The sequence below is a fragment of the Pseudomonas sp. MYb327 genome (assembly GCF_040438925.1).
GTDB lineage: Bacteria > Pseudomonadota > Gammaproteobacteria > Pseudomonadales > Pseudomonadaceae > Aquipseudomonas.
On record NZ_CP159258.1, the window covers coordinates 2,017,333 to 2,041,756 of the forward strand.

Annotated in this window: 21 protein-coding genes; 18 read left to right on the forward strand and 3 right to left on the reverse strand. The window is 58.4% G+C overall.

Going from position 1 to position 24,424, the window contains the following annotated elements:
* The 17 genes from ABVN21_RS09010 to ABVN21_RS09090 all read left to right on the forward strand — a co-directional run bounded on the left by ABVN21_RS09010 (window position 1) and on the right by ABVN21_RS09090 (window position 18,216).
* A complete protein-coding gene (locus ABVN21_RS09010; protein WP_339554495.1) occupies window positions 1–963 on the forward strand; it encodes a flavin reductase in 963 nt (320 codons plus the stop codon).
* Window positions 960–1,907: a fumarylacetoacetate hydrolase family protein gene (locus tag ABVN21_RS09015; RefSeq protein ID WP_339554496.1), complete on the forward strand. Its 948-nt coding sequence runs from the start codon at window positions 960–962 to the stop codon at window positions 1,905–1,907. Before ABVN21_RS09010 ends, ABVN21_RS09015 begins: the two co-directional genes overlap by 4 nt.
* 33 nt (window positions 1,908–1,940) lie before the next feature.
* Entirely contained in the window at window positions 1,941–2,555 is a 615-nt protein-coding gene (locus ABVN21_RS09020; RefSeq protein ID WP_339554497.1) for a glutathione S-transferase N-terminal domain-containing protein, read from the forward strand.
* Window positions 2,556–2,571: 16 nt separating this feature from the next.
* A complete protein-coding gene (locus tag ABVN21_RS09025) occupies window positions 2,572–3,480 on the forward strand; it encodes a LysR family transcriptional regulator (RefSeq protein WP_339554498.1) in 909 nt (302 codons plus the stop codon).
* Window positions 3,481–4,130: 650 nt separating this feature from the next.
* Complete coding sequence (locus tag ABVN21_RS09030) at window positions 4,131–5,735, forward strand: DUF1302 family protein (protein ID WP_353637236.1); 1,605 nt, start codon at window positions 4,131–4,133, stop codon at window positions 5,733–5,735.
* A gap of 12 nt (window positions 5,736–5,747) precedes the next feature.
* On the forward strand, window positions 5,748–7,115 hold the full coding sequence (locus tag ABVN21_RS09035) for a DUF1329 domain-containing protein (protein WP_339554500.1): 1,368 nt from the start codon (window positions 5,748–5,750) through the stop codon (window positions 7,113–7,115).
* 43 nt (window positions 7,116–7,158) lie between these two features.
* Entirely contained in the window at window positions 7,159–8,271 is a 1,113-nt protein-coding gene (locus ABVN21_RS09040) for a YCF48-related protein (protein WP_339554501.1), read from the forward strand.
* Between the two features lie 51 nt (window positions 8,272–8,322).
* Complete coding sequence (locus tag ABVN21_RS09045; protein WP_339554502.1) at window positions 8,323–10,797, forward strand: MMPL family transporter; 2,475 nt, start codon at window positions 8,323–8,325, stop codon at window positions 10,795–10,797.
* Window positions 10,794–12,134: an MFS transporter gene (locus tag ABVN21_RS09050; RefSeq protein ID WP_339554503.1), complete on the forward strand. Its 1,341-nt coding sequence runs from the start codon at window positions 10,794–10,796 to the stop codon at window positions 12,132–12,134. The genes ABVN21_RS09045 and ABVN21_RS09050 overlap by 4 nt, the downstream gene beginning before the upstream one ends.
* A gap of 70 nt (window positions 12,135–12,204) precedes the next feature.
* Complete coding sequence (locus tag ABVN21_RS09055; protein WP_339554504.1) at window positions 12,205–12,681, forward strand: VOC family protein; 477 nt, start codon at window positions 12,205–12,207, stop codon at window positions 12,679–12,681.
* A 52-nt stretch (window positions 12,682–12,733) separates the two neighbouring features.
* Window positions 12,734–13,258 (forward strand): nuclear transport factor 2 family protein, encoded by a 525-nt coding sequence (locus ABVN21_RS09060; RefSeq protein ID WP_339554505.1) that lies wholly within the window; start codon window positions 12,734–12,736, stop codon window positions 13,256–13,258.
* Between the two features lie 124 nt (window positions 13,259–13,382).
* Window positions 13,383–13,739: a DUF4286 family protein gene (locus ABVN21_RS09065; RefSeq protein ID WP_339554506.1), complete on the forward strand. Its 357-nt coding sequence runs from the start codon at window positions 13,383–13,385 to the stop codon at window positions 13,737–13,739.
* 18 nt (window positions 13,740–13,757) lie between these two features.
* Window positions 13,758–14,249, forward strand: coding sequence for a VOC family protein (locus ABVN21_RS09070; protein ID WP_339554507.1), 492 nt, complete (start codon window positions 13,758–13,760; stop codon window positions 14,247–14,249).
* Window positions 14,250–14,322: 73 nt separating this feature from the next.
* Window positions 14,323–15,198, forward strand: coding sequence for an SMP-30/gluconolactonase/LRE family protein (locus tag ABVN21_RS09075; RefSeq protein WP_339554508.1), 876 nt, complete (start codon window positions 14,323–14,325; stop codon window positions 15,196–15,198).
* A gap of 77 nt (window positions 15,199–15,275) precedes the next feature.
* Entirely contained in the window at window positions 15,276–16,019 is a 744-nt protein-coding gene (locus tag ABVN21_RS09080) for an SDR family NAD(P)-dependent oxidoreductase (RefSeq protein ID WP_339554509.1), read from the forward strand.
* 251 nt (window positions 16,020–16,270) lie between these two features.
* Entirely contained in the window at window positions 16,271–17,254 is a 984-nt protein-coding gene (locus ABVN21_RS09085) for a LysR family transcriptional regulator (protein WP_339554510.1), read from the forward strand.
* Window positions 17,251–18,216: a LysR family transcriptional regulator gene (locus ABVN21_RS09090; protein WP_339554511.1), complete on the forward strand. Its 966-nt coding sequence runs from the start codon at window positions 17,251–17,253 to the stop codon at window positions 18,214–18,216. Before ABVN21_RS09085 ends, ABVN21_RS09090 begins: the two co-directional genes overlap by 4 nt.
* 76 nt (window positions 18,217–18,292) lie before the next feature.
* Here ABVN21_RS09090 and ABVN21_RS09095 read toward each other — a convergent pair whose 3' ends face one another.
* Window positions 18,293–18,847, reverse strand: a complete 555-nt coding sequence (locus ABVN21_RS09095) for a nuclear transport factor 2 family protein (protein ID WP_339554512.1) — start codon at window positions 18,845–18,847, stop codon at window positions 18,293–18,295.
* 119 nt (window positions 18,848–18,966) lie between these two features.
* On the reverse strand, window positions 18,967–21,312 hold the full coding sequence (locus ABVN21_RS09100) for a CocE/NonD family hydrolase (RefSeq protein ID WP_339554513.1): 2,346 nt from the start codon (window positions 21,310–21,312) through the stop codon (window positions 18,967–18,969).
* Between the two features lie 143 nt (window positions 21,313–21,455).
* On the opposite strand from ABVN21_RS09100, the gene ABVN21_RS09105 reads away from it, so the two are divergent.
* Window positions 21,456–22,100 carry a TetR family transcriptional regulator gene (locus tag ABVN21_RS09105; protein ID WP_339554514.1) on the forward strand — a complete coding sequence of 215 codons (645 nt, stop codon included), beginning with the start codon at window positions 21,456–21,458 and terminating at the stop codon, window positions 22,098–22,100.
* 52 nt (window positions 22,101–22,152) lie between these two features.
* Here the strand turns inward: ABVN21_RS09105 and ABVN21_RS09110 are convergent, their stop codons facing one another.
* Window positions 22,153–24,414, reverse strand: a complete 2,262-nt coding sequence (locus ABVN21_RS09110; RefSeq protein WP_339554515.1) for a CocE/NonD family hydrolase — start codon at window positions 24,412–24,414, stop codon at window positions 22,153–22,155.
* Window positions 24,415–24,424: the final 10 nt, after the last annotated feature.

Here is a 24,424-nt window from a genome sequence, read left to right on the forward strand (position 1 = left end):
ATGACGACACAGACAGCAACCCAGACAGACCTCGCCGTATCAGGCCCACGTTTCGATGGCCGTGCCCTGCGAGACGCGTTCGGTTCGTTCGCCACTGGCGTGACGATTGTCACCACGGCGGGCTCGGGCGGCGTGGATATCGGTCTGACCGCGAACAGCTTTTCCTCGGTGTCGCTGGACCCGCCGATGGTGCTCTGGAGCCTGGCGCGCACATCCTTGAACATGGATGCCTTCCGAAACAGCGGGCATTTCGCCGTGCATATCCTGTCTGCCGATCAGGAGGCACTGTCGGGGCGCTTTGCGAGCAAGGGCATAGACCGGTTCGAGGGGCTTGCACTGGATCGCGGCCCGGACGGCATTCCAATGTTGCCGGACTGCATGGCCCGTTTCGCCTGCAAGCTGGCTTATCAATACGAGGGTGGGGATCACGTGATCTTCGTCGGCGAGATTGTCGATTTCAGCCATTCGGCGCAAAAGCCACTGGTTTTCCACGGCGGGCGGTACGGCATGTTGCTGCCCAAGCAGTCCGTTGCGTCGGCCGATGAGTTCAGCAACCTGTCAGCCGATGATTTGCTGTACCAGGTCTCGAATGCCTACTTCCGCACCCGGAAGACCGTTATCGAAAAGCTTGAATCCCACCAATGGACGGCAGATGAATATGCCGTGTTGAGCATCATTGGCCGTGAGGACGGACTGTGCATGCCAGAGATCGTGGCGCGCAGCGAAAAGGTCCGCGGCCAGGGAATTTCCGCGACCATTGTTCAGAAGCTGATCGTGCAGGGGTTGCTTCACGAGGTCGATTCCGGCAATGGGCAAATTACTGTCAGGTTGACCCCTGAAGGTCGTCGCTCGGTCCTGGAACTGATCGCGATACGCAAGTCGAGCGAGGCGGATGTGCAAGGCAGACTGGACCCGAGTGAAGTGCAATTGCTCAAACACCTGCTGGCCAGGCTTGACGCATGAAGATCGCACGTTATCAATCTGCCGCAGGGCCAGAGCGACTCGGCATCGTCACCTCCGTGTCGGGCCGTGAAATGCTCGTTGATGTTGCCAAGGCTGCGGCTGTTCGCGGCGGGCCAAGCATATCAACATCGGGTACGCCAACGTCGGTGATGGGTCTGATCGAGGGCGGAGCACCGGCGATGGAGGCCACGCGCGAGTTGCTCACGTGGGTAGCGGATCGCCAGGACCCCGTCTGGATGGATGACCCGAACTCCGTGGCGTGGCTGACGCCTGTGCCAGAGAAGTCGATGTTTTGTGCTGGCCGCAACTTCGGGCGGCACAAGCTGGAGTCGATGAAGGGCGAAGCAGGCAACGCCAGCAAGCTGCACAGCGACTTCCCGACGGGCTTCGTCAAGCTGGGGCGCACGCTGGTTCCGCACAAGAGTCAGGTGAGGCGGCCCGACGACGTGCTTAATTTCGACTACGAAGTCGAGATCGCGCTGGTGCTGGGCAAGGCAATTGATGCGCGTAGCGACATCGACCCTGCGAGCGCTATCTTCGGCTACACCATTTTCAACGACCTGTCGGCCCGGGAATGGCAGCTTCGCGAAATGCAGAACGGCATGATCATGCTGGGCAAGAACTTTCCTGGCTTCGGCCCGCTCGGCCCCTACATCCTCACTGCAGACGACGTGCCGGATCCCACTGGCCTGGTGCTGTGGCTGAAGGTTAACGGCGAACTGCGTCAGCATTCCGATTGCCGCGACCTGATCTTTGGGTTTCCGGAAATGGTCGCGTTCTGGTCGCGTTTCGGCCTGGTTCCCGGCGATCTGATCAGCACGGGTACGCCTGAAGGTGTTGCCTTGCACCACAAGCCCGATTCACACCAGTGGTATCTCAAACCTGGCGATCGGGTGGAGGCGGGCGTGGACGGTATTGGTGTCCTCGAAACGTTCATCGTGTAGCCCCCAAATCACTCATCACTTTTGGAGCGTTTTATGAAGCTGTATTTTTTGCCGGGTGCCTGCCAGATCGGCATCCATGCTTTGCTCGCTGAAATTGGTCAGCCGTTCGAGATCGAGAAGGCTGCACGTCCGGGAACGCCGGAGTTCGAGGCTTACAGGCAGATCAATCCCAAGGGCAAAGTCCCCGCGCTGATTCGCGATGACGGATCGCTGCTCACAGAGTTCCCGGTGATCGCGCTCTATCTCGCACGTAGCAATCCTGAAAGAGAGCTGATCCCGACCGATATCGAAGGCGAAATTCGCGTGCTGGAAATGACCGAATATTTGGTATCTACCGTGCACATGCAAGGCTACACTCGGGCTCGCCGGCCCGAGAAATTCGCGCCGAGCGAATCGGACCATGCGGCTGTAAAAGCACAGGGGCTGAAGATATTCCAGGCCGGGCTCGACCGGGCTGAACGACAGATCAACGGCAAAGACTGGTTGTTCGAGAAAATGTCCATCGCGGATTTTGCGCTCTTCTACCTTGAACACTGGTCTGTGCTCAATGGAATCGGCTCGCTGGGTCCGGGTTGTCAGGCGCACCACGACCGCTTGTGGTCGAAGGTCGACATTCGCCGCGCCGTTGAGTCTGAACTCAACTCCTAATTTTGAGCGCTGCACCATGGACATGCTGTTGAAGCTGAAGGCCTTCGTCGTGACCGCCGACACCGGTAACTTTTCGGCGGCTGCGCGCACGTTATACACGTCGCCCTCGGTCATCATGAAGCGGGTCGACGAACTCGAGTGGGACTTCAAAACAACGCTGTTCGACCGCTCTACAAGGCGATTGACGTTGACCGATACCGGGCATAGCTACGTGACCCACGCACGGCAACTGCTACGGTCTTACAACGACATGGCCAGCGGCGCGATTTTGAGCCCTGGCCGAATCGAAGGGCCGATTCGAATCAAGGCCCCAGCCGTGCTCATACGGCAGGGCCTTGGTGATCTGTTCACCACCTACCGGGCCGAAAACCCGCTCGTTCAACTGGAAATCATTGCGTCCGACAGGGGCGGCAATCCGGCGGAGGAGGGGTTTGATATCTCGGTGGGAATGGATCAAATGACCTATTCGGACGTGGTCGAACAGGTTATCCGTCCCTTTCCGCGCCTTCTCTGTGCAGCCCCGGCCTATCTCTCCCAGTGTGATGCGTTGCTGCATCCACGCGACCTGGTCCATCACCCTTGCCTGACGTTTTCTATCGCCGGTTCCATCTGGGGGTTCAACTCGCCTGAGGGTCGCATAGAAGTAGACGTGCATCCTGTTCTCATCACCAACGACGAAGGCTATTTGTGCGCCGCCGCCCGCGGTGCTCACGGGATTGTTCAACTGGCACTGCCGATCGTGGCCGATGCCCTGCAGGCCGGTGAACTTGTCCCTGTGCTGGAGGAGTTTTCGCTTGTGGAACGCTGGGTGAAAATCATGGTGCCGACTGCGCGACTGGAACTGACGCGGGTAAAACTGCTGTTCGACAAGATGGCGATGCACCTTCAGAACACTCCTGTCTCTCATCCACTTATCTCCCGCTGAAACACCCGCCCCCTGTAGGAGCGATCTCTGCTCGCGATGGTCTTCAACGATAACGCGCCCAGTCTGACTGCCCCGTTGTCTGGACGTTTTTCGCGAGCGGGCTCGCTCCTACAGAGCCCCTGCGTCCGGCCTCTTGGCCCTGACACAGCCCTCCTGGTACGACAAATTAAACAGGTAAATGCACGCCAATTTTGGTGGGGCAGGGCGTGAGCTTTTGCTCGGCCGCCCGGATAACCCAAGCCCTGGCTTGACCATCAAAAATCTGACTGCGGTGTAGCGGGTTTTATCATTGTTCACGCCAAAAGGGGGCTGCATATACTCGGTCCAACACAGAAACACAGTCAGGGCTGAAGATAAGAAAACCATCTTTCAAACCACGACTCTGTGTTGCCTGCACGACGATCCGCTCGCGCATGAATAGACGCCAGATTCACAAACATCATGGGAAGTATTTCTTGTGGCGCGGGTGGCTGGCCGATGTTCACGCAACCTTGCAGATCAGCAACCGGAGTTCATAAGTCACACAATCTCTCTAGGTAGCAATGATGCAAATAATAAAAATAAAATTTGCAGTATCCCAAGATGATTTGTACCGCCAAAGCCTTAGATCCGTAGTAGTTGCCACAAGTCTGATGGCGGCTGGCTCTTCATTGGCTGCGCCAATCGATCTTGGCAATCCCGACTTCAAGCTGCGCTGGGATAACACGGTCAAATACTCCTCCGCTATCCGTGTCAAAAACCCGGATGACACGCTCACCAAGTTCGCTCCCGCCACCCCAACCAGCGGAGCTGGCCCTGCGGCGCTTAACGGCGACGACGGCGACCGTAACTTCAAGAGCGGCAGGCTGATCTCCAATCGACTCGATTTGCTGTCCGAGATGGACCTGGTCTTTCGCGATGATTACGGCCTGCGCGTGAGCGGTGCGGCCTGGTATGACGACGTCTACAACCACAAGAATGACAACGACTCGCCGGCGACCAACAACTCGCTGTCGGTGCCGTACAACGAATTCACCGATGACACCCGCGATCTGCACGGCCGCAAGGCTGAGTTTCTGGACGCCTTCGTTTTTGGCGGCACGGATGTCGGCACAGCCCGTGTGAGCGGCCGCTTGGGTCAGCATACGGTGCTCTGGGGCGAGAGCCTGTTCTTCGGTTCCAACGCCATTGCCGGAACCCAGTCGCCAGTGGATGCGGTCAAGGCGTCCTCGGTGCCAGGGTCGACCACTAAAGAAATCATCAGGCCGGTCGGCCAGTTCTCGGGGCAGATCCAGTTTTCGCCGGCGCTGACCCTGATTGGTTACTACCAATACGACTGGGAAGCCACGCGCCTGCCCGCGGCCGGCAGCTACTTCTCGGTTAACGATTTCATCGGCGACGGTGGCGAGCGCATTCGATTCGCGCCCGGTGTACCCGGCATTGGTTTGTCGCGCGGTGAAGATATCAAGGCAAGCGATCACGGCCAGTACGGTCTTGGCGTTCGCTCTCAACTGGGCGATTGGGAATTTGGCGCCTATGCGATTCGCTACCACGCCAAGACGCCAGTGCTTTACTCAAGAGCAGGGCGGACTCCCGTCGTAGGTGCCGGGTTCGGGATATACCAGTGGGTGTATCCGGAGGACATCAAGGCGTTCGGTATCAGCGCTACCACGACCGTGGACACGGTCAACTTCGCCGGTGAACTTTCTGTGCGACGCGACACGCCGCTGACCAGCCTGCCTGTGGAAGTTGGAAATAAAGTCGCCGACAACAACAACCACGCGTTCTACGCCATCGGCAATTCGGCCCATGCCAACTTGTCGATGATCTGGACCATGCCTCGCAACTTCATGTCCGATGAACCTTCCTTCAGCATGGAAGTCGCCTACAACCAGCTGACCAGTTGCACCAGCAACTGCAGCGCCATGGACCCAGGCCTGGATCGTCGCGCGGCAGCGGTGCGTGGCTTGTATGCGATACCGCAGCGCAACGTGCTGGACGGCCTGGACCTTACGCCTTCCTTCACCATTGGCTACAACCACGGCAAGTCACCCGTGGTGCTGATGGGGCCCAACGATGGCGGGGATATGACCTTCACCCTGGCGGGCAACTACCTGACCGTGTGGGATTTCTCGCTGGCGTACACGCACTACTACGGTGCGGAAAACACCGCCACGTATGCGTCCGTCGATCCCACGGTCAACGGCACGTACACCTTCGACCAGACCCTCAAAGATCGGGATTTCGTCTCCGTGTCGCTGCGTCGCACCTTCTAAGGGAAAACAATAATGACTACGTTCACTCGCATGACTGTGCTTGCCCTCGCGTGCGCCGCATTGGTGGCGCCGACTGTCCAGGCCGCCGTTTCGGCTGATGAAGCGGCCAAGCTCAAGACCACACTGACCCCGCTGGGCGCAGAGCGTGCCGGCAACAAGGATGGAAGCATTCCATCGTGGGAGGGCGGCTACCCGCTCGATGCGTCGTACACCTCGGCGGCGATTCCAGACCTGTTTGCCAAGGACAAGCCGCTGCTCACCATCACGGGGCAGAACGCAGAGCAGTACAAAGACAAGCTGACCGAAGGCACGATGGGCCTGTTGAAGCGGTTCCCGGAGTTCAAGGTCCAGGTGTTCCAGACCCGGCGCACCGCGGCGGCGCCGCAATACGTGTATGACAACACCCTGGCGAACGCCACCCGGGCAACAATGGACCCAAGTGGCGAACTCGGTCCTTTCCCCAAGGGCACGTTCGGCGGCATCCCGTTCCCGATCCCGAAGACTGGCGAAGAGGCGATCTGGAACCATCTGCTGAGATGGACGAGCCCTGGCTACCAAACGACGCCCAGCCTGGCGCGCGTTACCCCTGAAGGCAAGGTCATCCCGGTGTCGCAGAACGTGGCCAAGAGCTCGTTCCCGTACTACGACCCGAACAGCAACCTGGAAAAATGGCAAGCCGCCGGCTCCAACATTGTGGTGCGCCGTGTAGACACCTCCGGTCCACCGATCCGCGCCGGAGAGATTCTGCTGCAGCGCGTGAACATCAATGACATCGAGTCCAAAACCTGGGTGTACCTGACCGGCCAGCGACGTGTTCGCCGCCTGCCGCTGACCTGCTGCGACGTGCCGAGCCCGGTGGCGGGCGGCATCCTCAACTTCGACGAAGTCGAGGTGTACTCATCGTCCATCGGTCGCTACGACTGGAAGCTGGTGGGCAAGAAAGAAATGTACGTGCCGTACAACACTAACAGTTACCACCAAGCGACATCGCTCGACCAGCTCATGACGGCAAAAACCGTCAATCCTGACCTAGTGCGCTTCGAACAGCATCGGGTGTGGGTGGTGGAAGGCACACTCAAGCAAGGTCAACGTCATGTGATTCCTCGCCTGCGTGTTTACCTCGATGAAGACACCTGGATCGCTGTCGCAGGGGAGCGTTGGGACGCTCAGGGACAACTCTGGAAGGTGACCTACAACCTGCCAACCGTATTCCCGGGAGCACCAGGGACCATCGTCGCCGGCTACATGTCCTACGACCTGATTGGCGGTGGCTACTTCGCGTCCGCCTACTTCCCTCGTGACAAACAAGTCGACCTCAAGGCGTCGTTGCCGGACCGGATCTTCACCCCCGAATCCCTGGCCGGAGAGGGCGTGCGTTAGAACTGCATCTCGCTTTAACGATGAACCTGATGAGATAACCGGTATGAATAACAATAACAATGAAGGCTTCGACGGGTCGCGTCGGACGCTGTTGCTGGTGGGGATGGGCCTGGGTCTGCAGGCGTTGCTGGCCCCCACCATGGCATCCACCGTAGCAGCGTTTGCCTCGGCAGCCATGCCCGGGCCGCTACGCGAGCCTGCCACGATGACCCCTCGGGCAGCACGCGGCGTGCTGACTCGTGTGGTTCTGGCCGGTGACCGGCTGGTGGCGGTGGGAGAGCGCGGCCTGGTCGTGCTGTCTGACGACGGCGGGCGCCAATGGCGCCAGGCCCGCGTGCCGGTCAGTGTGACCTTGACGTCGGTGAGCTTTGCCGACGCCCGACAGGGTTGGATCGCTGGCCACAGTGGTGTTGTTTTGCATACCTCAGACGGCGGCGAAAGCTGGTCCATTCAGACCGATGGAGTAGCGCTCGCCAAGGCATCACTGGCCCAGGCGCTGGGCTTGCCTGACACCAACGCCGATCGTGAACGCAGCATCCAGGACGCCCAGCGCCTGGTAGATGACGGCGCTGACAAGCCCTTGTTATCAATCTGCTTTGCCGACGCTCGACGCGGGATGGTGGTGGGTGCGTTCGGCCTGGCGGCCCGCACTGACGACGGTGGCAAGACATGGACGCCTTGCCGCAACCGCCTGCCCAATCCCATGAGCTTGCATCTGTATGCGGTTGCCCATCATGACAAGACCTGGGTGCTCGCCGGAGAGCAGGGCGTGCTGATGCTCAGCCGCGACGATGGCGCCAGCTTCGAATCACTGGCGGCTCCTTCGGAGCGAACCTTGTTCGCCGCTACTGCCACGCGCAAAGGTGGTTTTGTGTTCGCCGGCCTTTTGGGTGCTGCTTGCCGCATTGATCCCGGTAGTACGACCGTTACTGCGATCGATTTGTCGGCGCCATTGACGATTCTGTCTTGTGCCGAATTGCGCGATGGCCGGTTAATGCTGCTGGCGCAGGGCGGGCGAGTCCTCGCAAGCCGTGACGACGGTGCCCACTTCGCTGAACAGCAACTCCCGCGACGCGATCCTTTGACCTCGCTGGTCGAAGCCGCAGACGGTGGCCTCGTTGCCACCAGCATGGGCGGGGTTGCCCGGCTTGGCTGATGACACCCATTCCCGCGATTGCGCGAAGCGCCAGACGATGAGTCCAACGATATGACCACTGTGACATCCACCGAGACCGCAGCTTGCCGGCTCGAAGACTTTGATCCGCGCTCGGGCTCCCGGCTCGAACGCGCCGTTTTCAACCACCGCATCCTGGTGCTGCTGCTGTGCGTGTTGGTAACAATCATGCTCGGCTACAGCGCGTTGAGCTTGAAGCTCAATGCCAGCTTCGAAAAGACGATTCCGACCGGCCATCCCTACATCACCAACTATCTGGAACACAAGAAAGAACTCACCGGCCTGGGCAACTCGGTGCGGATCGCGGTGCAAGCACGAAAGGGCGACATTTACACCGCGAGCTATCTGGAGACGCTGCGTCAGATCAACGACGCGGTGTTCATGCTGCCGGGTGTGGATCGGGCGTTCATGAAGTCGCTGTGGACGCCAAACGTGCGCTGGACCGCAGTGACCGAGGATGGCCTGGACGGCGGTCAGGTGATCCCTGCGCACTATGACGGCTCGCCCGCCAAGATCGAAGAGCTGCGCATGAACGTGCAACGCTCGGGCGAAATTGGCCAATTGGTAGCGGTCAACGGCGGCTCCACCGTCATCCAGGTACCGTTGCTGGAGCATGATGCTTCCGGCAAGCCGCTGGACTATGCGGCCCTGTCCAAACAGTTGGAAGTGCTGCGCGCCAAGTACAGCAGTGATGAAGTGGCCATTTACATCACTGGTTTCGCCAAGCTGTCCGGCGACCTCATGGATGGCATGCAAGAGGTGATCGGGTTCTTCTTCATTGCACTGATCATCTGTGCAGCGATGGTGTTCCTTTACAACCGAGACGTCATCAGCACCGCGCTGGTGGTGATAACTTCGGTGACCGGCGTGCTGTGGCAGCTAGGCCTGCTGCCGCTGCTGGGGTACTCGCTCAACCCCTATTCCATGCTGGTGCCCTTCCTGATCTTCGCCATCGGTATCAGCCACGGCGCGCAGAAAATGAACGGCATCCTGCAAGACATCGGGCGCGGAACACACCGCTATGTCGCAGCCCGCTATACCTTCAGGCGCCTGTTCCTGGCCGGCCTGACTGCACTGCTGGCTGACGCCGTAGGCTTTGCGGTGCTGCTGATGATCGACATCCCGGTCATCCGCGAACTGGCCACCGCCGCAAGCCTGGGCGTGCTGGTGCTGGTGATTTCCAACCTGATTCTGCTGCCCGTGCTCTTGAGTTATGTGGGTGTAAGCCGTAAAGCCGCCGAAAGGGCAGTGCGCCGGGAATCGGCCACCGCAGCGGGGGAGAGCGGTGCCTTCTTTATTTGGCTGGTGCGCTTCACCGAGGGTAGACGCGCCCTGCTTGCGATCGTCACGGCGCTGGTTCTGGCGGTGGTGGGTGTTGCAGTAGGCACTCAACTGAAGGTCGGTGACCTCGATCCGGGGGCGCCGGAATTGCAAGCCGACTCGCGTTACAACCGCGACGTGGGCTACCTGACGAAGAACTACGGTGCCAGCAATGACCTGTTTGCAATCATGGTCAAGACCCCCGAGGGCAATTGCAGTAATTACGGTGTGCTGCGCCGCGTCGACCAACTCGAATGGGAACTGATGGATCTGCCTGGTGTTGAATCCACCCAGTCGATTGCTCGGCTGCAACGGCGCCTGATGGTGGGGATGAACGAGGGCAGTCCACTTTGGTACGACTTGTCGAGCAACCAGAACATGCTCAACACCATCACCGCCCGGGCGCCGCGTGAGTTGTACAACGAAGAATGCAACCTGCTGACGGTCTACGCCTACCTGCGTGACCACCGCGCAGAGACCCTGCAGCAAGTGGTCGACCTGGTCGAGCGCTTCGCCATTAAAAACAACGACAAGGACGCGACCTTCCTGCTGGCCGCCGGCTCGGCGGGGATCGATGCCACCACCAACATCGTGGTTCACAAGGCCTGGTACCAGATGCTGTTCATGGTCTACGGGGCGGTGGCGCTGCTGTGCTTCATCACCTTCCGATCCTGGCGGGCAGTGCTGGTGGCCATGCTGCCGTTGATGCTCACGTCCATTTTGGCCGAGGCGTTGATGGTGGTCCTGGGCATGGGCGTGAAGGTGGCGACCCTGCCGGTGATTGCGCTGGGTGTAGGCATCGGTGTGGATTACGCACTGTATGTTTTGAGCGTGACCCTGGCGCAAATGCGTGCCGGCGCCACGTTGAAACAGGCTTACGCCACCGCGTTGCAGTTCACTGGCCGAGTGGTGCTGCTGACCGGGGTGACCCTGGCCGCAGCGGTCGCCACCTGGCATTTCTCCAGCATCAAGTTCCAGGCTGACATGGGCCTGCTGCTGGCGTTCATGTTCTTGTGGAACATGCTCGGTGCCTTGGTACTGATCCCGGCCCTGGCGCGCTTTCTGCTACCCGGGGCGCGTGCCGGCGCAATCGTCGACGTGACCGATGCGGCTCCCCAGCCCGCAACATCAGCGCCCATTCCCGCGGCTCAAACTGAAAAACTGACGTACGAGAGATGCCTGCCATGACTCTTTTAACCAGCGCGCCAATCACGGGCCGCACGCCAGTCAACGTCACGCAAGTTATCGAAGGTGGCAGATTCAATGCGTTCAGTCTGCAAGTCGCGGTGATCTGCTTTCTTGCGATCGTGTTCGACGGCATCGACAGCGCGCTCTTCGGTACGCTGCTACCGGCAATCATGGCCGATATGAAAATGGGCCCGGCCGAAGCGGGGATCCTGGCGAGCGTCGGGCATATCGGAGCGGTGGGCGGCGCCATTCTCTTTGGCGTGGCAGCTGATGCCCTCGGCCGCAGGCGCATGATGCTGATCGGCATGACGATCTTCATTACGTTCACGGCGGCCTGCGGGCTGGCTCAGGGAATCGTCGACTTCGCCCTCTACCGCTTCATCGCTGGTTTCGGCTTGGCTGGCATCGTTCCGATTGCTGTGGCGCTGGTGTTCGAATACACGCCCGGCAAGTGGAAAGCGATGGTATCCAGCGTGTCCTATACGGGCATCTCGGTGGGTGTTCTGTTATCGGCGTTGTTGTCGATGGCGGTTCTGTCCACCGTCGGATGGCGAGCGATTTTGCTTGGAACCTTCGTTTGCATCGTTCTGGTTCCCATCGCCTTGGTGTGGTTGCCTGAATCAATGTCAATTCTGGTGAAGAAGGGTAAAAGCGAAAGCATTCGCAGGATTCTGGTGAAGGCAGAACCGCAGTTTGTTCCCGCCAGCGATGACGAATACAGCCTGAATGAGCCACCTGCTGCGAAGGTGCCTCTCAAGCGCCTGTTCCAGGGCGGCTATGCGCGCAACACGATGTTTCTGGGGATCGGGATGCTTTGCATCATGATGACCGCCGTCACCCTGACGACCTGGATTGCGCAATTAATGGTTCAGCGCGGGTATTCGCTGACAACCGGGATCTCTTTCATCCTTGTATTCACCTGCAGCAACTTCATCTCTACGCCGTTGGCGGGTTGGATGTCGGGCAGGATGGGCTACAAGAAAGTGTTCGCCATTTACATGCCCGTTCTGTTTGTTTCGATAGCTCTGATTGGCGTTATTCAGAACCCGGTTGGCGCATTGATCTGCATGTTTTTTGCCGGATTCACGGCAATGGGCGCCACCTGCATTTTGTTGCCCTACGTCGGGTCGCTCTATCCCATGAGCTTTCGTTCATCGGCGATGGGCGTGATTTACGCCATTGGCCGGGTTGGGCCAATCATCGGGCCTGCAATAGCCGGTTTCATGCTGGCCGCAGGCGTCAGTGTTCCAATCATTTTGGTTTGCATGGCTGTACCAGGGCTGGTGGCTTTGGTGGCTTTTCTACTGGTGAAAGAGTGTCCTGCGCAAAGTAGTTAACAGTTTGGCCACGCCCGTTTCACACAAACATCAATATAAGTTTTCACACAACCTAAAATAAGGAAAAACCATGGATCGCTATATCAATCGCTTGTTTCACGTATGCATTACCGTTGCAGATATTGACGCTGCACTTGAGTTTTATTGCGGGGTGCTGGGCCTTGAGTCGATCGGCAAACTGCGCCACGAAAGGGCGCCTGGAGAAATCCTCGGCTTCCCCAACCAGATTATCGAAATTCATGCCGACCACCTCGTCGGCAAAGACAAGGAAAACGCGACCGTTATCGACTTGATCGAGTTCGTCGAACCTAAAACAGTCGTGAATAAATCGGCTTCCGCGCCCCTGAACCATGCCGGCATCAACCGCATGGCGTTTGGTGTGGACGACACCGATGCCATTCATGAGAAGCTGAAGGCGCGTGGCGACATCGTGTTCCTTTGCGAGCCGCAGGTGGTCATCGCCCCAACCGGCGGAAAGTTCAAGATCCTGACCTTCAAGGACCCCTTCGACAACGTCCTGGAAGTGATTGAATACTGCAAGCAGTGAGAAGTTTGTGTAACGGATGCGGTTTTTACGCTGACAAATCGGAGCGTTTCAAATGAGTGTGACTCAAGACAAATCTGAAATCATTGACGTCATCAACCTCTATGGCGTCGCGCTGGACGCACACGCCTGGGACTTGCTGGACGAGGTGTTTACCGAAGACGCGCACGCTGACTTCGGGCCAGCAGGAGCTGTCTGGAAGTCAGTAGGTGCACTGAAGTTCGCCTTCAAGGACTTCCACGAAACCCTGACCAACCACATGCACACCATGACCGGTTCCTGCGTCCACGTGGATGGCGACACGGCGTACGCACTGACGTATGGCGATTGGTTGCTATCGCGCGACTCGGCGGTGGGCGGCCCGGACTGGGTTGGCCGTGGCTGGTATGACGATATCCTTGTTCGTACTGACAAGGGCTGGCGCATCAGCAATCGCGTTTGCCGACTGATTTCATGGACAGGCAACCCGAATGTGCCTGAGCCGGCTTATGAACAGCACCCGGTCATGACCACCCACACGCTGCGCAGTCATCGTGAAAAAGGGAAGGTCAGATACTTCGAAGCAATCGCCAAGAAGTAAAGAACCAAGAACAACATCTCGGCCACTTCCAGTTTTAGAACGGGAGTGGTCTGCGGATTCGCTTGCCTGAATTTCCATTGCTCTTGTTATTGGCAAGAGCAACTTTCACATCGGAAACTGAAAAATGAGCAATCAGACGGTTATCTGGACGGTTGGCATTAATTGCCCTGCCGAAGATGAAAAAAAGTTCAATGCCTGGTACGACGATGTGCATGTGCCGATGTTATTGAAGGGTGACAACGTCAAGAAGGTCACGCGTTTCAAACTGGCAGAAGAAACCTATCACGTCGGCACGACTACTCAACCTTGCCCAACGTATCTGACGATTTATGAATTTGAGAATCAGGCCAAATTTGAAGCCTGGATGAATGGCGCCTCGCGTGCTGAAGCCGGCGACGATAAAACCAAAACCTGGGGCGATAAGGTCTACGACGTTCAATGGGCAACTCGTTACCACCTCACCAAAGCCTGGAATGTTTAATTAAAGGACGGTATAGCTATGAGCGCATTAGTTAAGAAACTTCTCCATGTTTGCATCACCGTTCCTGACGTCGATCAGGCCCTCAAGTTTTATCGTGACGTGCTGGGCTTTGTTTCCACATTTGAAACAAGAACCGATGAAGCGGACGGTCCGCTGCTGGGGTTTGCCGAAGACGAAATCAGTATTTATGCGCATCACATTTTGACCGCAGGCGCAGATCCCCAACACGCCACTGAAATTAACCTGATTGAATACACCAAACCTTCCACCATCATCGGTGATGGCCCTTATGACTTGATGAACCAAGTGGGCATTACCCGTTTGGCACTTCTCGTGTTGAACACACGGGAAGCCTTCGAAAAGATTCGTGCCTATGAAGGCGTTGAAGTCGTTTGTGAGCCCAAAGACATCATCATTCGCAAACCTGGCGGAAACCTCACGATGACCTGGTTCAGCTTCAAGGACCCCTACGGCGTTTTCATCACCATTGCCGAACCGCCAAAAGCCTGAGCAAGGCTCGGTTAAAACTTGCGGTTCAGCGTCGGATCGCCCAAATCCAGTTCAATAGAATCCAGGAGATACCATGCAGATCGATGTTCTGGTGGATGTTAAGACGACCATCGGTGAGGGTCCCGTATGGGACGTGCAGGAGCAGCGCTTGTACTGGATAGACGTAGTCGGTGGTCGCGTCTTTCGTTGCACTGCTGACGGCCGCGAGGTTCGTACGTGGGAGATGCCGGACACCATCGGCTCCATGGCGTTGCGTCGTGATGGCGGGGCAATCGTGGCGCTCGGGTCGGGCTTTCACTTCCTCGACTTCGACACGGGTGAAACGCAGCTGATCGTCAACCCTGAGCTCGACAAGCCCCACAACCGTTTGAACGATGGCAAGGTGGATGCGCGTGGGCGCTTCGTTGTTGGCAGTATGGATACCCGCGAGGGTTTCGCGGACGGCACATTGTTTCGTGTCGACCCTGATTTGTCGGTGCACACGCTCGACGCGGGGTTTGCGATCTCCAACGGGCCGTGCTGGAGCCCCGACGGGTCGACGTTCTATTTCTCAGACACCTTCTCCGGGGAAATCTGGGCGTATGACTACGACCTTGAAACCGGCGGCATCGCGAATCGGCGCACCTTTACCAAAGCAGGCTTTACCGCAACTACAGCGACCGATGGCTCAACCGTCGATGCCGAAGGGTTCCTTTGGAACGCCCAGGTCTACGCCGGCAAGCTGTGCCGCTTCGCGCCTGACGGCAGCCTGGATCGCGTGATCGAAATGCCGGTCAAGAAAGTCACGAGCGTGAACTTTGGCGGTCCGGATCTGGACACGCTTTTTGTCACGTCCATGGCCAAACCTCCCTTGCCTCGTTATCCCGGTGACAACGTGATGCGAGGGAGTCTCTTCGCCATCCGTGGCCTCGGTGTAAAAGGGTTGCCCGAACCTCGCTTTGGTGGCTGAGCCTGCTCTCGCTGCGTGTCTCGATGTTCGGCTGCGCGGCGAGGCAATAAAATTCTTCAGCCCGATGGAGGCATAGGTTGCAAACACATCAAAATCGAGTTGCCGTTGTTTCCGGTGCGGCAAAAGGGATTGGACAGGAACTGGCCTTTCAGCTGGCACAGCGTGGCGCGACACTGGCGCTGTTAGATATTGCGGACCTGTCGCAAACGCGCGACTTGGTTGAGCAGGCTGGCGGCAAGGCCATCGCGATTCACTGCGACGTCAGCCGAGAAGAAGACTGGAACATTGCCGGTGAGCGAGTGAAGGAGGCATACGGTCGTTGCGATATTCTGGTCAATAACGCTGGCATCTACCCCAATGTGCATATCGATGATATGGACTTCAGAACCTGGCGGCGGACCTTTGAAATCAATCTCGACAGCCTGTTTTTGAGCTCGAAAGTGTTTGTGCCGATGATGCGTGAGAATCAGTGGGGGCGGATTGTAAACATCTCTTCCACATCGATCGTCACCAACGCCGTCGGCGTCAGCCATTACATGGCCACGAAAATGGGCATCATTGGCTTTACGCGTGGGCTTGCCAATGACCTGGGCAAAGACTTCATCACCGTCAATGCAATCGCTCCCGCATTGACCGCAACACCGGGAACCAGGGATCTACCCGATGCAGTAAGGGACGGGATAGTGAACCGGCAAGCGTTCAAAAGAATGGCAGTTCCGCACGATATCGTTGGGCCGATTTTGTTTCTGACCAGTGATGACGCGCAGTTCGTGACCGGTCAATTGTTGGCCGTCGACGGCGGCATGATGAAAGTCGGTTGATGTAGGAGCGAGGCTTGCCCGCGAAGACGGCGTGTCAGTCACCGCCAATGTTGAATGTGATGGCCTCTTCGCGGGCAAGCCTCGCTCCTACACAAAATCGGTGCCGGTGAGTGCCGTTGTGGCAAGCCATTCCCGATGTGGATAGAGTACGAGCCTCGTGCGATTTTTCTAATCCATGCAGCAAAAAGAATAAGAGACCAGCCAGCGCATGATCACCTACGAACTCTTTAGGCTGGAGCAATAATCACCCCATGCTCCCGAAGCTGATGCACATCCGCATGTTTGTTGCGGTGTACGAGGAAGGCTCTTTCACCATAGCCGCCAGCCGCGAAGGTCTGGGGCAGTCCGGCATCTCCGCGCACGTGCGGCAGTTGGAAACTCAATTGGGCGTGCAGTTGTTTGCCCGCAACCGGGCAGTCATTCCTACACCGGCCGGGCATGCTTATTACCAACAGTGCGTGCAACTGCTGCGCCTGCATGAGAGCGCATTCAACGCGGTGGGGCACCGAGCGGAACCGACCGGTGGCACGCTACGCATAGGCATGATCCCGACAATGACCCGCTCGGTCTTCAGTCGAGCGCTCAGGGCTTTCGAGGCGGCGTATCCCAACGTTTCTGTGCACCTGACGGAAGGGGCCGGTAGCGTGCTGGCCACCGCGGTACGGCACGGCATGCTGGATTTCGCTGTGACGCAGCGTATGTCCTACGAAGCCGGCGGAGGCTGCGGACTGGTCACCTCGTTGTTTACAAGAACGCCGGCTTTCCTGGTGTCCTCGCCCGACTCGGACCTGCCCCATTGCGAACCGGTTCGCCTGAGCGACATCAAGGATTTGCACCTGGTACTGCCCATCGGTCGGCGGCCGCTGCTGGAGCAGTACCTGGTCGACCACAAGGTCCATGTCGAGCAACGGCTCAACTGGTTCGAATCCATGTTGGGCGCGATGGATCTGGTGCGTTCCAGCCATTGGACAGCCATCATTTCCGGACTTTTCATCGCTGACGATTTGCGGCGTCGGCGCTTCACCCTCAACCCGTTGGCCGATCCCATTCTTTGGGACGATATGCTGTTGGTGGAGGCGGCGCGCAAGCCCTTGTCCATGGCCGCCCAAAACTTCATCGAGTTGTTGAGGGAGGCCACCGAAGAGATCAATGCGATCCCGATTCGCATCGCTCATGGCGAGCCGTTGTCGGGCCTCAGCCAATCCTCCGCCTTTAACGAGCGCCTTACGCCATGAATGATTCGCTGCCCGGTCTGCGGGAAATGCAAATGTTTGTGGCGGTGTATGAGACACGGTCTTTCACCGCCGCGGCGACACGTGAATTCGCCACTCAGTCGGGCATATCCCAGCACGTCAAACAGATCGAAGAGTTGCTGGGCGTGCAATTGTTCGACCGGCAGAAAAGTGTCGAGCCAACAGAGGCGGGGACCTTGTTTTACCGGCATTGTCTGGAGGTGCTGGCGGCCAATTCAAAGTCGGTGTCGGCACTGGACACCTTCGAAAGCGGCCTCTGCGGCGAGGTCCGATTCGGGCTGACGCCGACACTGGCGACCTATCAGCTCGCACCGGCCTATTTGCGCCTGATGGCGCAGAATCCCAACGCTTCTGTCGCAGTGATCGATGCCCCCAGCAATATGCTGATCGACAGGGTGCGGGCCAACGAACTCGATTTTGCAATCATCCCTTCGATTTCGCAGCCGCCACCGGATCTGGTGACGTCGGTGTTTGCCGCCACGCCTGCGTTCCTGGTGTCGTCAAAGAGTCACACCAGCGATTTCGAACATGGGGAGGTGATTGAGCTCGACAGGTTGGCGGGGCTAAAACTGCTGGCCCCTGACAGTCGCGAGTTTGCACAGTGGATTGGCTCGCCGCTGGGCGCGCCTTCTGGGGCGGGCCCCAGTTACCAGCTCGATGCGGTGCTGGCCACGCTCGACCTGATCCGGCAAAGCGAGTGGATGGCCATTCTTCCCGGCCTGCTGTTCGTTCACGACTTCAACGCAGATCCATCGGAACGGGATTACAAACTCAACCCGTTTGCCGGCTCTGGCCTGACGCTGGAGCTATTACTGGTGCAGCCTTCACGCTCAATGCCAAGTCCGATGGCGCAGGCAACCATCCACGCCCTCCAGCAGGTCACCCAGGAACACCTTCGGCTGTTGAGCACCTTTCAATCGGGGAGCAAGCGGGCTGTAAGCTAGTTTGCAGGGAGGAGGGCATTACGGCGTAAGGGCAGGTAGCAGAGCCAGAGGAGCGGTGCCCCTCTGGCGTTTGCGATCAAGCGTCTGCAAGTGATTTTTGTGCAATCGGGGTGCCGGAGAAACCGGCCACTTTGCGCAGCACCCGATCAGTCCCGTCGCGTGGGCTGCCCGAAGCGTCAGGATGATCGTCGAACCAGTTACCCTGAGGGTAGCGGTACATCAAGTCGACCATCAGGCGGCGCTCGGCAATGAGCCAGACACCGTCGCGCCGTTCAAACCGGTCAAAGTACCGAGCCCACAACTTGACCGTATCGCCGTTCCAGTGATGCCGCTCCGATGCTGCATGATCCGCTTGCAGATAGGTTTCGACATAGGCGGTTTCCGGGCCGTCGAATTCAATCAGGCTATTACCGAGGAAATGCTGAGTGCGATTGAATCGTGGCATTTCGGCCGTCAGGAACTGAAAGAATCCTTCGGCACCGCCGACATGAAGGCTTTCCGGAAAATGGATATAGGCGTCTTTGTGGAAGGCACCCCGCACCAGTGACATGTCGATGCGGTCAAGACCACGGCAATAGCGCAGCAGCACATCGTGAATTTCGGTGCGCGCGACGAGTTCTTCGAGCGTCATGGCAATCTCCTTTATTCATTGTTTTTGGACAGCAGTTTTCGACTCGCGGCCTTTTGTGTGAGTGAGTCCGCGATGTGGCGATCGAATCAATATTCGGCGTTGTTCAAGCGCAGGGTGTTTTACGAGCCCTTCGCCGGAACAATGGGCAGCTGGATAAAACCCGGTCGATCCGGTCCCGTGTAGATCGTGTTGCGTGCGCCATCATGGTAGGTAGCGTCATAGCCGTGCCGGGGGCCGTGATCGACGCCATCGAAAGGCTGAATGTCCACGCGCAGGCGGTATCCCTTGCGGATCAACGCCGTGTTGGGAATGATCTCGATCGCAACCGGCACCACTTCATCGCCTTTAAGCGGTGCATGGTCGGCTTTGAGGTGCGTGTGCTTGACCGTGTAATGGGTCGAACGCGCTGCATCGATCTTGCGATGCGACACCTTCAACCAGCCCTTGGCGAGGGGGTAGTTGGGCACGTTCATGCCCATCGTGGTCGGGCCGGCGTAGTCGACTTCGCGACCGGTCTCATCGAGCACTCGCAGGCTCAGGAAAATGTCCATGTCCTCGCTCGTGGACGACACCCATAGCCTGGCTTTGCCATAACCGGCAAACACCATGTCCTCTTTCACCGGGTCGCTGATGAACGAGATGCCCGTCCTCCAGATGTCCAGTACCGATGGCGGTTTGACGGGCAGAAAGCAGGGCGGTATGCCCGTGCGCAACGCCAACGGAATCTCTGCGGAATAATCCGCCTGGCCGGCGACGGCGGGTGGTGTTAGCGACAGACGCAGGAAGTCATCGCGAAATTCGTCGCCTGGCCAGTTCGATGGCGTGGCGTCGAAGTACCATTGGGGATAGGTCGTTCGTGCGATGGGCCACTCCTGTTCCTCCTGGATATAGGAGGCACCATTGCCGCTGCGAATCTCCAGGCGCACCGGCGGTTTGTCCATGATGCCGTTGTCGGAACCTTTCAACCAATGGTCGAAAAACGCCCGGTGCTCGGCGATGGCGGTTCGTGAGTAAGGTTTGGTAAACCAGTCCTCCCAGAAGTCGATCTTCTTCGACGCCGTGTTTGTAGCCAGGTACGCCTCACTGCTGCCGAGCTGGTGGAAGTGCGCCATGTGGGTGGTGCAGGCAATGGCCCAGAGGGGAACCTTCACTTTGCTCATGTCCGGACTCATCAGAATCGTTGACCTGGGGCCGAACGCGGCGCTGGTGTCGGAGTCCCTGAATGTGGCTTCTTTGAGCATCCCGATAAAGTCGACGGCATTGGGTTCGCCGCACACGGCAGCCAGAACTCCTGCCCGATACCAATGGGTGAAGAACTCTTCGTTGAGGATGCCGCCGGTGTAAGCCACCTCGTCGTAAAGATCGACGTCGGTGCCGATAGCGATCATTGCTTTGAGATGGCGTGGCTCAAGACTGGCCGCAGCGTGTTGGCTCATGGCGTAGTACGACATCCCCCACAGCCCGACATTGCCGTTGGACCAGGACTGCTCGCCCGCCCAATCAATCGCGTCACGAAAGGCTTCGGCGGTCTCTATGCCAAAGGGCGCGAGTGTGCCCGGATTTTTGCCCGAACCGGGGCCATCAACCCGCACCAGCACATAGTCGTGCGGCACCCAATCCACGGTGTTGGCGGTTTCGTGGTTCTCGAATACCTGCCCATCAGGATTGCCATGGAAATAGCGTTCTTCCATCTCTTCATGGGCGGCAAACTGGGCATCGTCGGCGATCGAATGATGATAGAACGCCCGACCATAGGGACCGCAGTTCATGATGACCGGGAACTTGCCTTCCCTGGCCGGACGGAAAACGTCCGCGTACACGTACAGACCGTTTTGCAGTGGAATCTTCACGTCTTTGAAACGCTGAATACCGAGGATATTGCGGCGCACTTCGTTGCGTGCGGTCGCCGCATGGCACAGCTGACGTGGCGTGCAATCGGTGAAGACGTCAGCTGCCGAAAGTTCGGCGAGCAGAGCTGCGATCATCGGGTCTTGTTCGAACTCGAGCACGGGGTTCAACGCCAGGCCGGCAAAGGAAATGTCGTGGCGGAAATTGATGCGATGTTTGCCGACAATTTCATGGACGGTGGGATCGATACTGATGCCACCGTCCAGGTTGCCATCCCGGTCGAGTGAGCACAGGAACCGTGCAATGTTCGTCAGCCCAGCATCGAGCAACTTGTTGATGTTGCCATCCACGCGGCTGACGATTTCTGCCAGGCTGATACGCGGTGCGCCGATGGCAGATCCCAACGCCGTGTTTCCGACCAGGAACGCAATCCGTTCGCCCTCGCGGTACTGGAATTCGCCTTTATCGTTCGTCAACCCGCTGAGGGTAGGGGTCTGATACTTGAGGCCGGTAATCGGCCCGGAAAAAACGCCTGTTTGCAGCTTGCCGAAATCCTTCCCGACGCTGTCAGCCGACAGCGGTTGGTCAGGAAGATACGCCTGTTGGGTATCGCTCATGGAGTGGTCCTCTGGTCGTGCATCTTGTTCTTGTTGTTAAGGGCAGCGAGGCGAGTGTAGGACCTTCAAATCATAAACTCAACACGTGTTGAGTTATTTGTTATAGTCCGTAAATGGACACTCTGATCGAGTAGGCAGACGCGATGACGACTAAAAAACAATCAACATTATCCGCAACCCGAGAAAGCAAACCTGGGCGTCGTCCGGGTTCAGGCAGTAGTCGCCAGGCCGTGCTCGATGCCGCACGAACTCGCTTCGCCAGTGATGGTTTTGCCGCGACCACGATGCGACGTGTGGCAGCTGATGCCGGTGTCGACGTATCCATGGTGATGCAGTTCTTTCGCTCCAAAGACGAACTCTTTGCGGCGGTGATCAACGTGCCTGAGTCGGCACTGGAGAAATTGAGCACGGTTTTCAGCGGCGTGGACGACCAGTTGGGAGAACGCGTAGTGCGTGCCTTTCTTCAGGCTTGGGAGGGTGCGCCCGAGGAGTCGGAGCCGCTGATGGCGATGCTCAGAAATGCGATGGTCAACGAACAGGCGCGTCATCATCTGCGCGACTACATTGAGTCCAGGTTAATGACGGGAGGCAGCGAACCGCTTGGACCGGAAGTTCGCCTTCGGGCGGGCTTGGCGTTGTCCATGCTCGTGGGGCTGGTGACCGGGCGACAAATCATCGGCGTACCGGTGCTTGCCGCGGCCAATCAGGAGACGCTGGTGGCGATGCTTGCGCCGTGTATCCAGCACATGCTCTTGCCGGTCAGCGAAGGTACGACGGCCACTGACTGATCGGCGCCGATGGTGCCCACCTCATTGGCTGGGTGGACACCACTGTGGCCGCTTAGGGGACGATCGGCAGTTGCAGGTAGCTTGGGTACTCTGGGCCGGTGTAGATGCGGTTCACGGCGTCGACGTGATAGTGCTTGTCATACGCACGAACGGGTACGCCCGCCGGCGCGTAAGGCTGAACATCAACCAGCAGGCGGCAACCCTTGCGGATCATCGCAGTGCTCGGGTTGAGCCCGACTTCGATCGGCACGATCTCTCCACGTTGCAGTGGCGCGCAGTCTTTCTCCAGGTGGGTATGCACAGGCCAGTACTCGGTCGAGCGTTCGTCATCGAGCTTGCGCCGAGAGACCTTCAACAAGCCATGCCCCACCGGATGAATGTGCACCGGGTCTACTGGAAGGACGACCGATTCGTAGCGAATCTCCCGGTCGTGCTCATCCAGAACCCGCAGGGACACAAATACGTCCATGTCCTCGCTGCTGGACTCTACCCACAGACCGACCTTCATGTACCCGGCGAGTACCATGTCCTCGCTCATGGGCTCGCTGACAAACGAGATGCCTGTGGACCAGCGTGGCGTGCCGTCGCTGGAGCCTGCCGGCGCGAGCGTTGGGGTGCCGAGATCAAGGTGCGCGTCATACTCGGCGCTGCTATGCGCTGCGGGTACGTTTTCGCTGATGCGCAGGACGTTGAGGCGCCGACCATCGTTTTGCCAGTCCGAAGGCCGGGCATCGAGGTACCAGCGGCGGTACTCGGTTCGCGCAATCGGCCAGTCGTTTTCATGCAGGACGAAGTGGGCACCGTTGCCGGTTCGCACCTGCACGCGCACCGGTGCTTCGTCCATCACACCGTTGTCGATGCCCTTGAGCCAATAGTCGAAGTAGCGCATATGCTCGGCAATCGACTTGTTGCTGTAGGAATCCGGGAACCAGGCGTCGGCAAAATCAAACTTTCGTGCCTTGGCGGCGGTGGAGCGGATGTAGGTCTCGCTGCTGCCCAGTTGATGAATGATGGCGCCCACCTGAGGGCCAACGATCCAGACTGGTGCAGTCGATTTGCTCATGTCCGGGCGCATGAAGATGCTGCCGCGTGGGCCATAAGCGTTGATGTCGTTGAACGGCGTGGCCAGCACACGGGCCATCCAGTCGGTTTCGGGGCGCTCACCGCAGTGGTTGTTGCCGGACCAGATCTTCCACCACCAATTCCAGAAGCCGGAGCCGAAGATGCCGCCGCCATACAGGGCCTCGTTGTAGATGTCGGCATCGGTCCCTTGCGCTATCATGGCCTTGAGGTGCGAGGGTTGCAGGCTGGCCACGCTGTGTTGGGCCATGGCCAGGTAGGACATGCCCCACAATCCGACGTTGCCATTGGACCACGGCTGAGTGCCTGCCCATTCGATGGCATCGTAATAGTCTTCGGCTTCCTGGACACTGAAGGGCGCCTGTAGACCCGGGCTCTTGCAGACACCGCGTGCGTCCACACGGATGCAGACATAGCCCTCTGGCACCCAGACCGACGTGTCGACGGTCTCGTGGTTCTCGTATTGGGCGCCGTCCGGGTTGCCGGAGAAGTAACGATCCTCCATCTCCTCCTTGCGGATGACGTCGGCTTCGTTGCAAATGCAGTCGTGATAAAAGCTCTTGCCGTAGAAGCCCTTGCTCATGACGATCGGGTGACGCCCCGGCGATGCCGGGCGGAAGATGTCGGCACACACGTATGAGCCATCGCGTAACGGAATGCGCACATCCGTCATCTTGATGATGCCGCGAATGTTGCGTCGTAATTCGTTACGGCTGGTGGCGGCATCGCACAGCTTGCGTGGGGATTTGGCCGTGAAAACACCGGGCGTGGCGTTCAGCGTTTCAAGTATCGACTGCAAGGTAGGATCGTTGGCGAAGTCGACGACGCCACCCTGGCCCATGGGCATCACAGGCGGACTGAAATTGATCGGTGTCGCGCGAATCAGTTCATGCACCTGAGGGGCAATTTTGACACCCGACTCGATGTTGCCCTCCTGATCCAGCGTATGGACGAATCGGGCCATGTTCGTGACGGACGGGTCCAGCAGCTTGTCGATCTTGCCGTCGACACGATTGGCGAGCTGCGCCAGGTTCAAGCGAGGCGCCGCCTCTATGGCTCCTAAAACGATGCCGCCGACCAGAAAGGTAATGGCCTCGTCGGCGCGATACTGGAATTCGCCATTTTCAGTGGTGACACCGGACAGCGTAGGCGTCTGGTACTTCAAGCCGGCTATCGGGCCGGCGAAAACGCCGGTCAAGACTGGGCTCAGATCGTGTGCAGGAAACGTGTTCATGAGTATTTCC

Coding starts and splice junctions, on each gene's coding strand:
- ABVN21_RS09075 (WP_339554508.1), top strand. CDS start 14,323: ATGCAGATCGATGTTCTGGTGGATGTTAAGACGACCATCGGTGAGGGT.
- ABVN21_RS09070 (WP_339554507.1), top strand. CDS start 13,758: ATGAGCGCATTAGTTAAGAAACTTCTCCATGTTTGCATCACCGTTCCT.
- ABVN21_RS09110 (WP_339554515.1), bottom strand. CDS start 24,414: ATGAACACGTTTCCTGCACACGATCTGAGCCCAGTCTTGACCGGCGTT.
- ABVN21_RS09090 (WP_339554511.1), top strand. CDS start 17,251: ATGAATGATTCGCTGCCCGGTCTGCGGGAAATGCAAATGTTTGTGGCG.
- ABVN21_RS09055 (WP_339554504.1), top strand. CDS start 12,205: ATGGATCGCTATATCAATCGCTTGTTTCACGTATGCATTACCGTTGCA.
- ABVN21_RS09100 (WP_339554513.1), bottom strand. CDS start 21,312: ATGAGCGATACCCAACAGGCGTATCTTCCTGACCAACCGCTGTCGGCT.
- ABVN21_RS09010 (WP_339554495.1), top strand. CDS start 1: ATGACGACACAGACAGCAACCCAGACAGACCTCGCCGTATCAGGCCCA.
- ABVN21_RS09095 (WP_339554512.1), bottom strand. CDS start 18,847: ATGACGCTCGAAGAACTCGTCGCGCGCACCGAAATTCACGATGTGCTG.
- ABVN21_RS09020 (WP_339554497.1), top strand. CDS start 1,941: ATGAAGCTGTATTTTTTGCCGGGTGCCTGCCAGATCGGCATCCATGCT.
- ABVN21_RS09060 (WP_339554505.1), top strand. CDS start 12,734: ATGAGTGTGACTCAAGACAAATCTGAAATCATTGACGTCATCAACCTC.
- ABVN21_RS09105 (WP_339554514.1), top strand. CDS start 21,456: ATGACGACTAAAAAACAATCAACATTATCCGCAACCCGAGAAAGCAAA.
- ABVN21_RS09040 (WP_339554501.1), top strand. CDS start 7,159: ATGAATAACAATAACAATGAAGGCTTCGACGGGTCGCGTCGGACGCTG.
- ABVN21_RS09050 (WP_339554503.1), top strand. CDS start 10,794: ATGACTCTTTTAACCAGCGCGCCAATCACGGGCCGCACGCCAGTCAAC.
- ABVN21_RS09085 (WP_339554510.1), top strand. CDS start 16,271: ATGCTCCCGAAGCTGATGCACATCCGCATGTTTGTTGCGGTGTACGAG.
- ABVN21_RS09015 (WP_339554496.1), top strand. CDS start 960: ATGAAGATCGCACGTTATCAATCTGCCGCAGGGCCAGAGCGACTCGGC.
- ABVN21_RS09045 (WP_339554502.1), top strand. CDS start 8,323: ATGACCACTGTGACATCCACCGAGACCGCAGCTTGCCGGCTCGAAGAC.
- ABVN21_RS09065 (WP_339554506.1), top strand. CDS start 13,383: ATGAGCAATCAGACGGTTATCTGGACGGTTGGCATTAATTGCCCTGCC.
- ABVN21_RS09035 (WP_339554500.1), top strand. CDS start 5,748: ATGACTACGTTCACTCGCATGACTGTGCTTGCCCTCGCGTGCGCCGCA.
- ABVN21_RS09025 (WP_339554498.1), top strand. CDS start 2,572: ATGGACATGCTGTTGAAGCTGAAGGCCTTCGTCGTGACCGCCGACACC.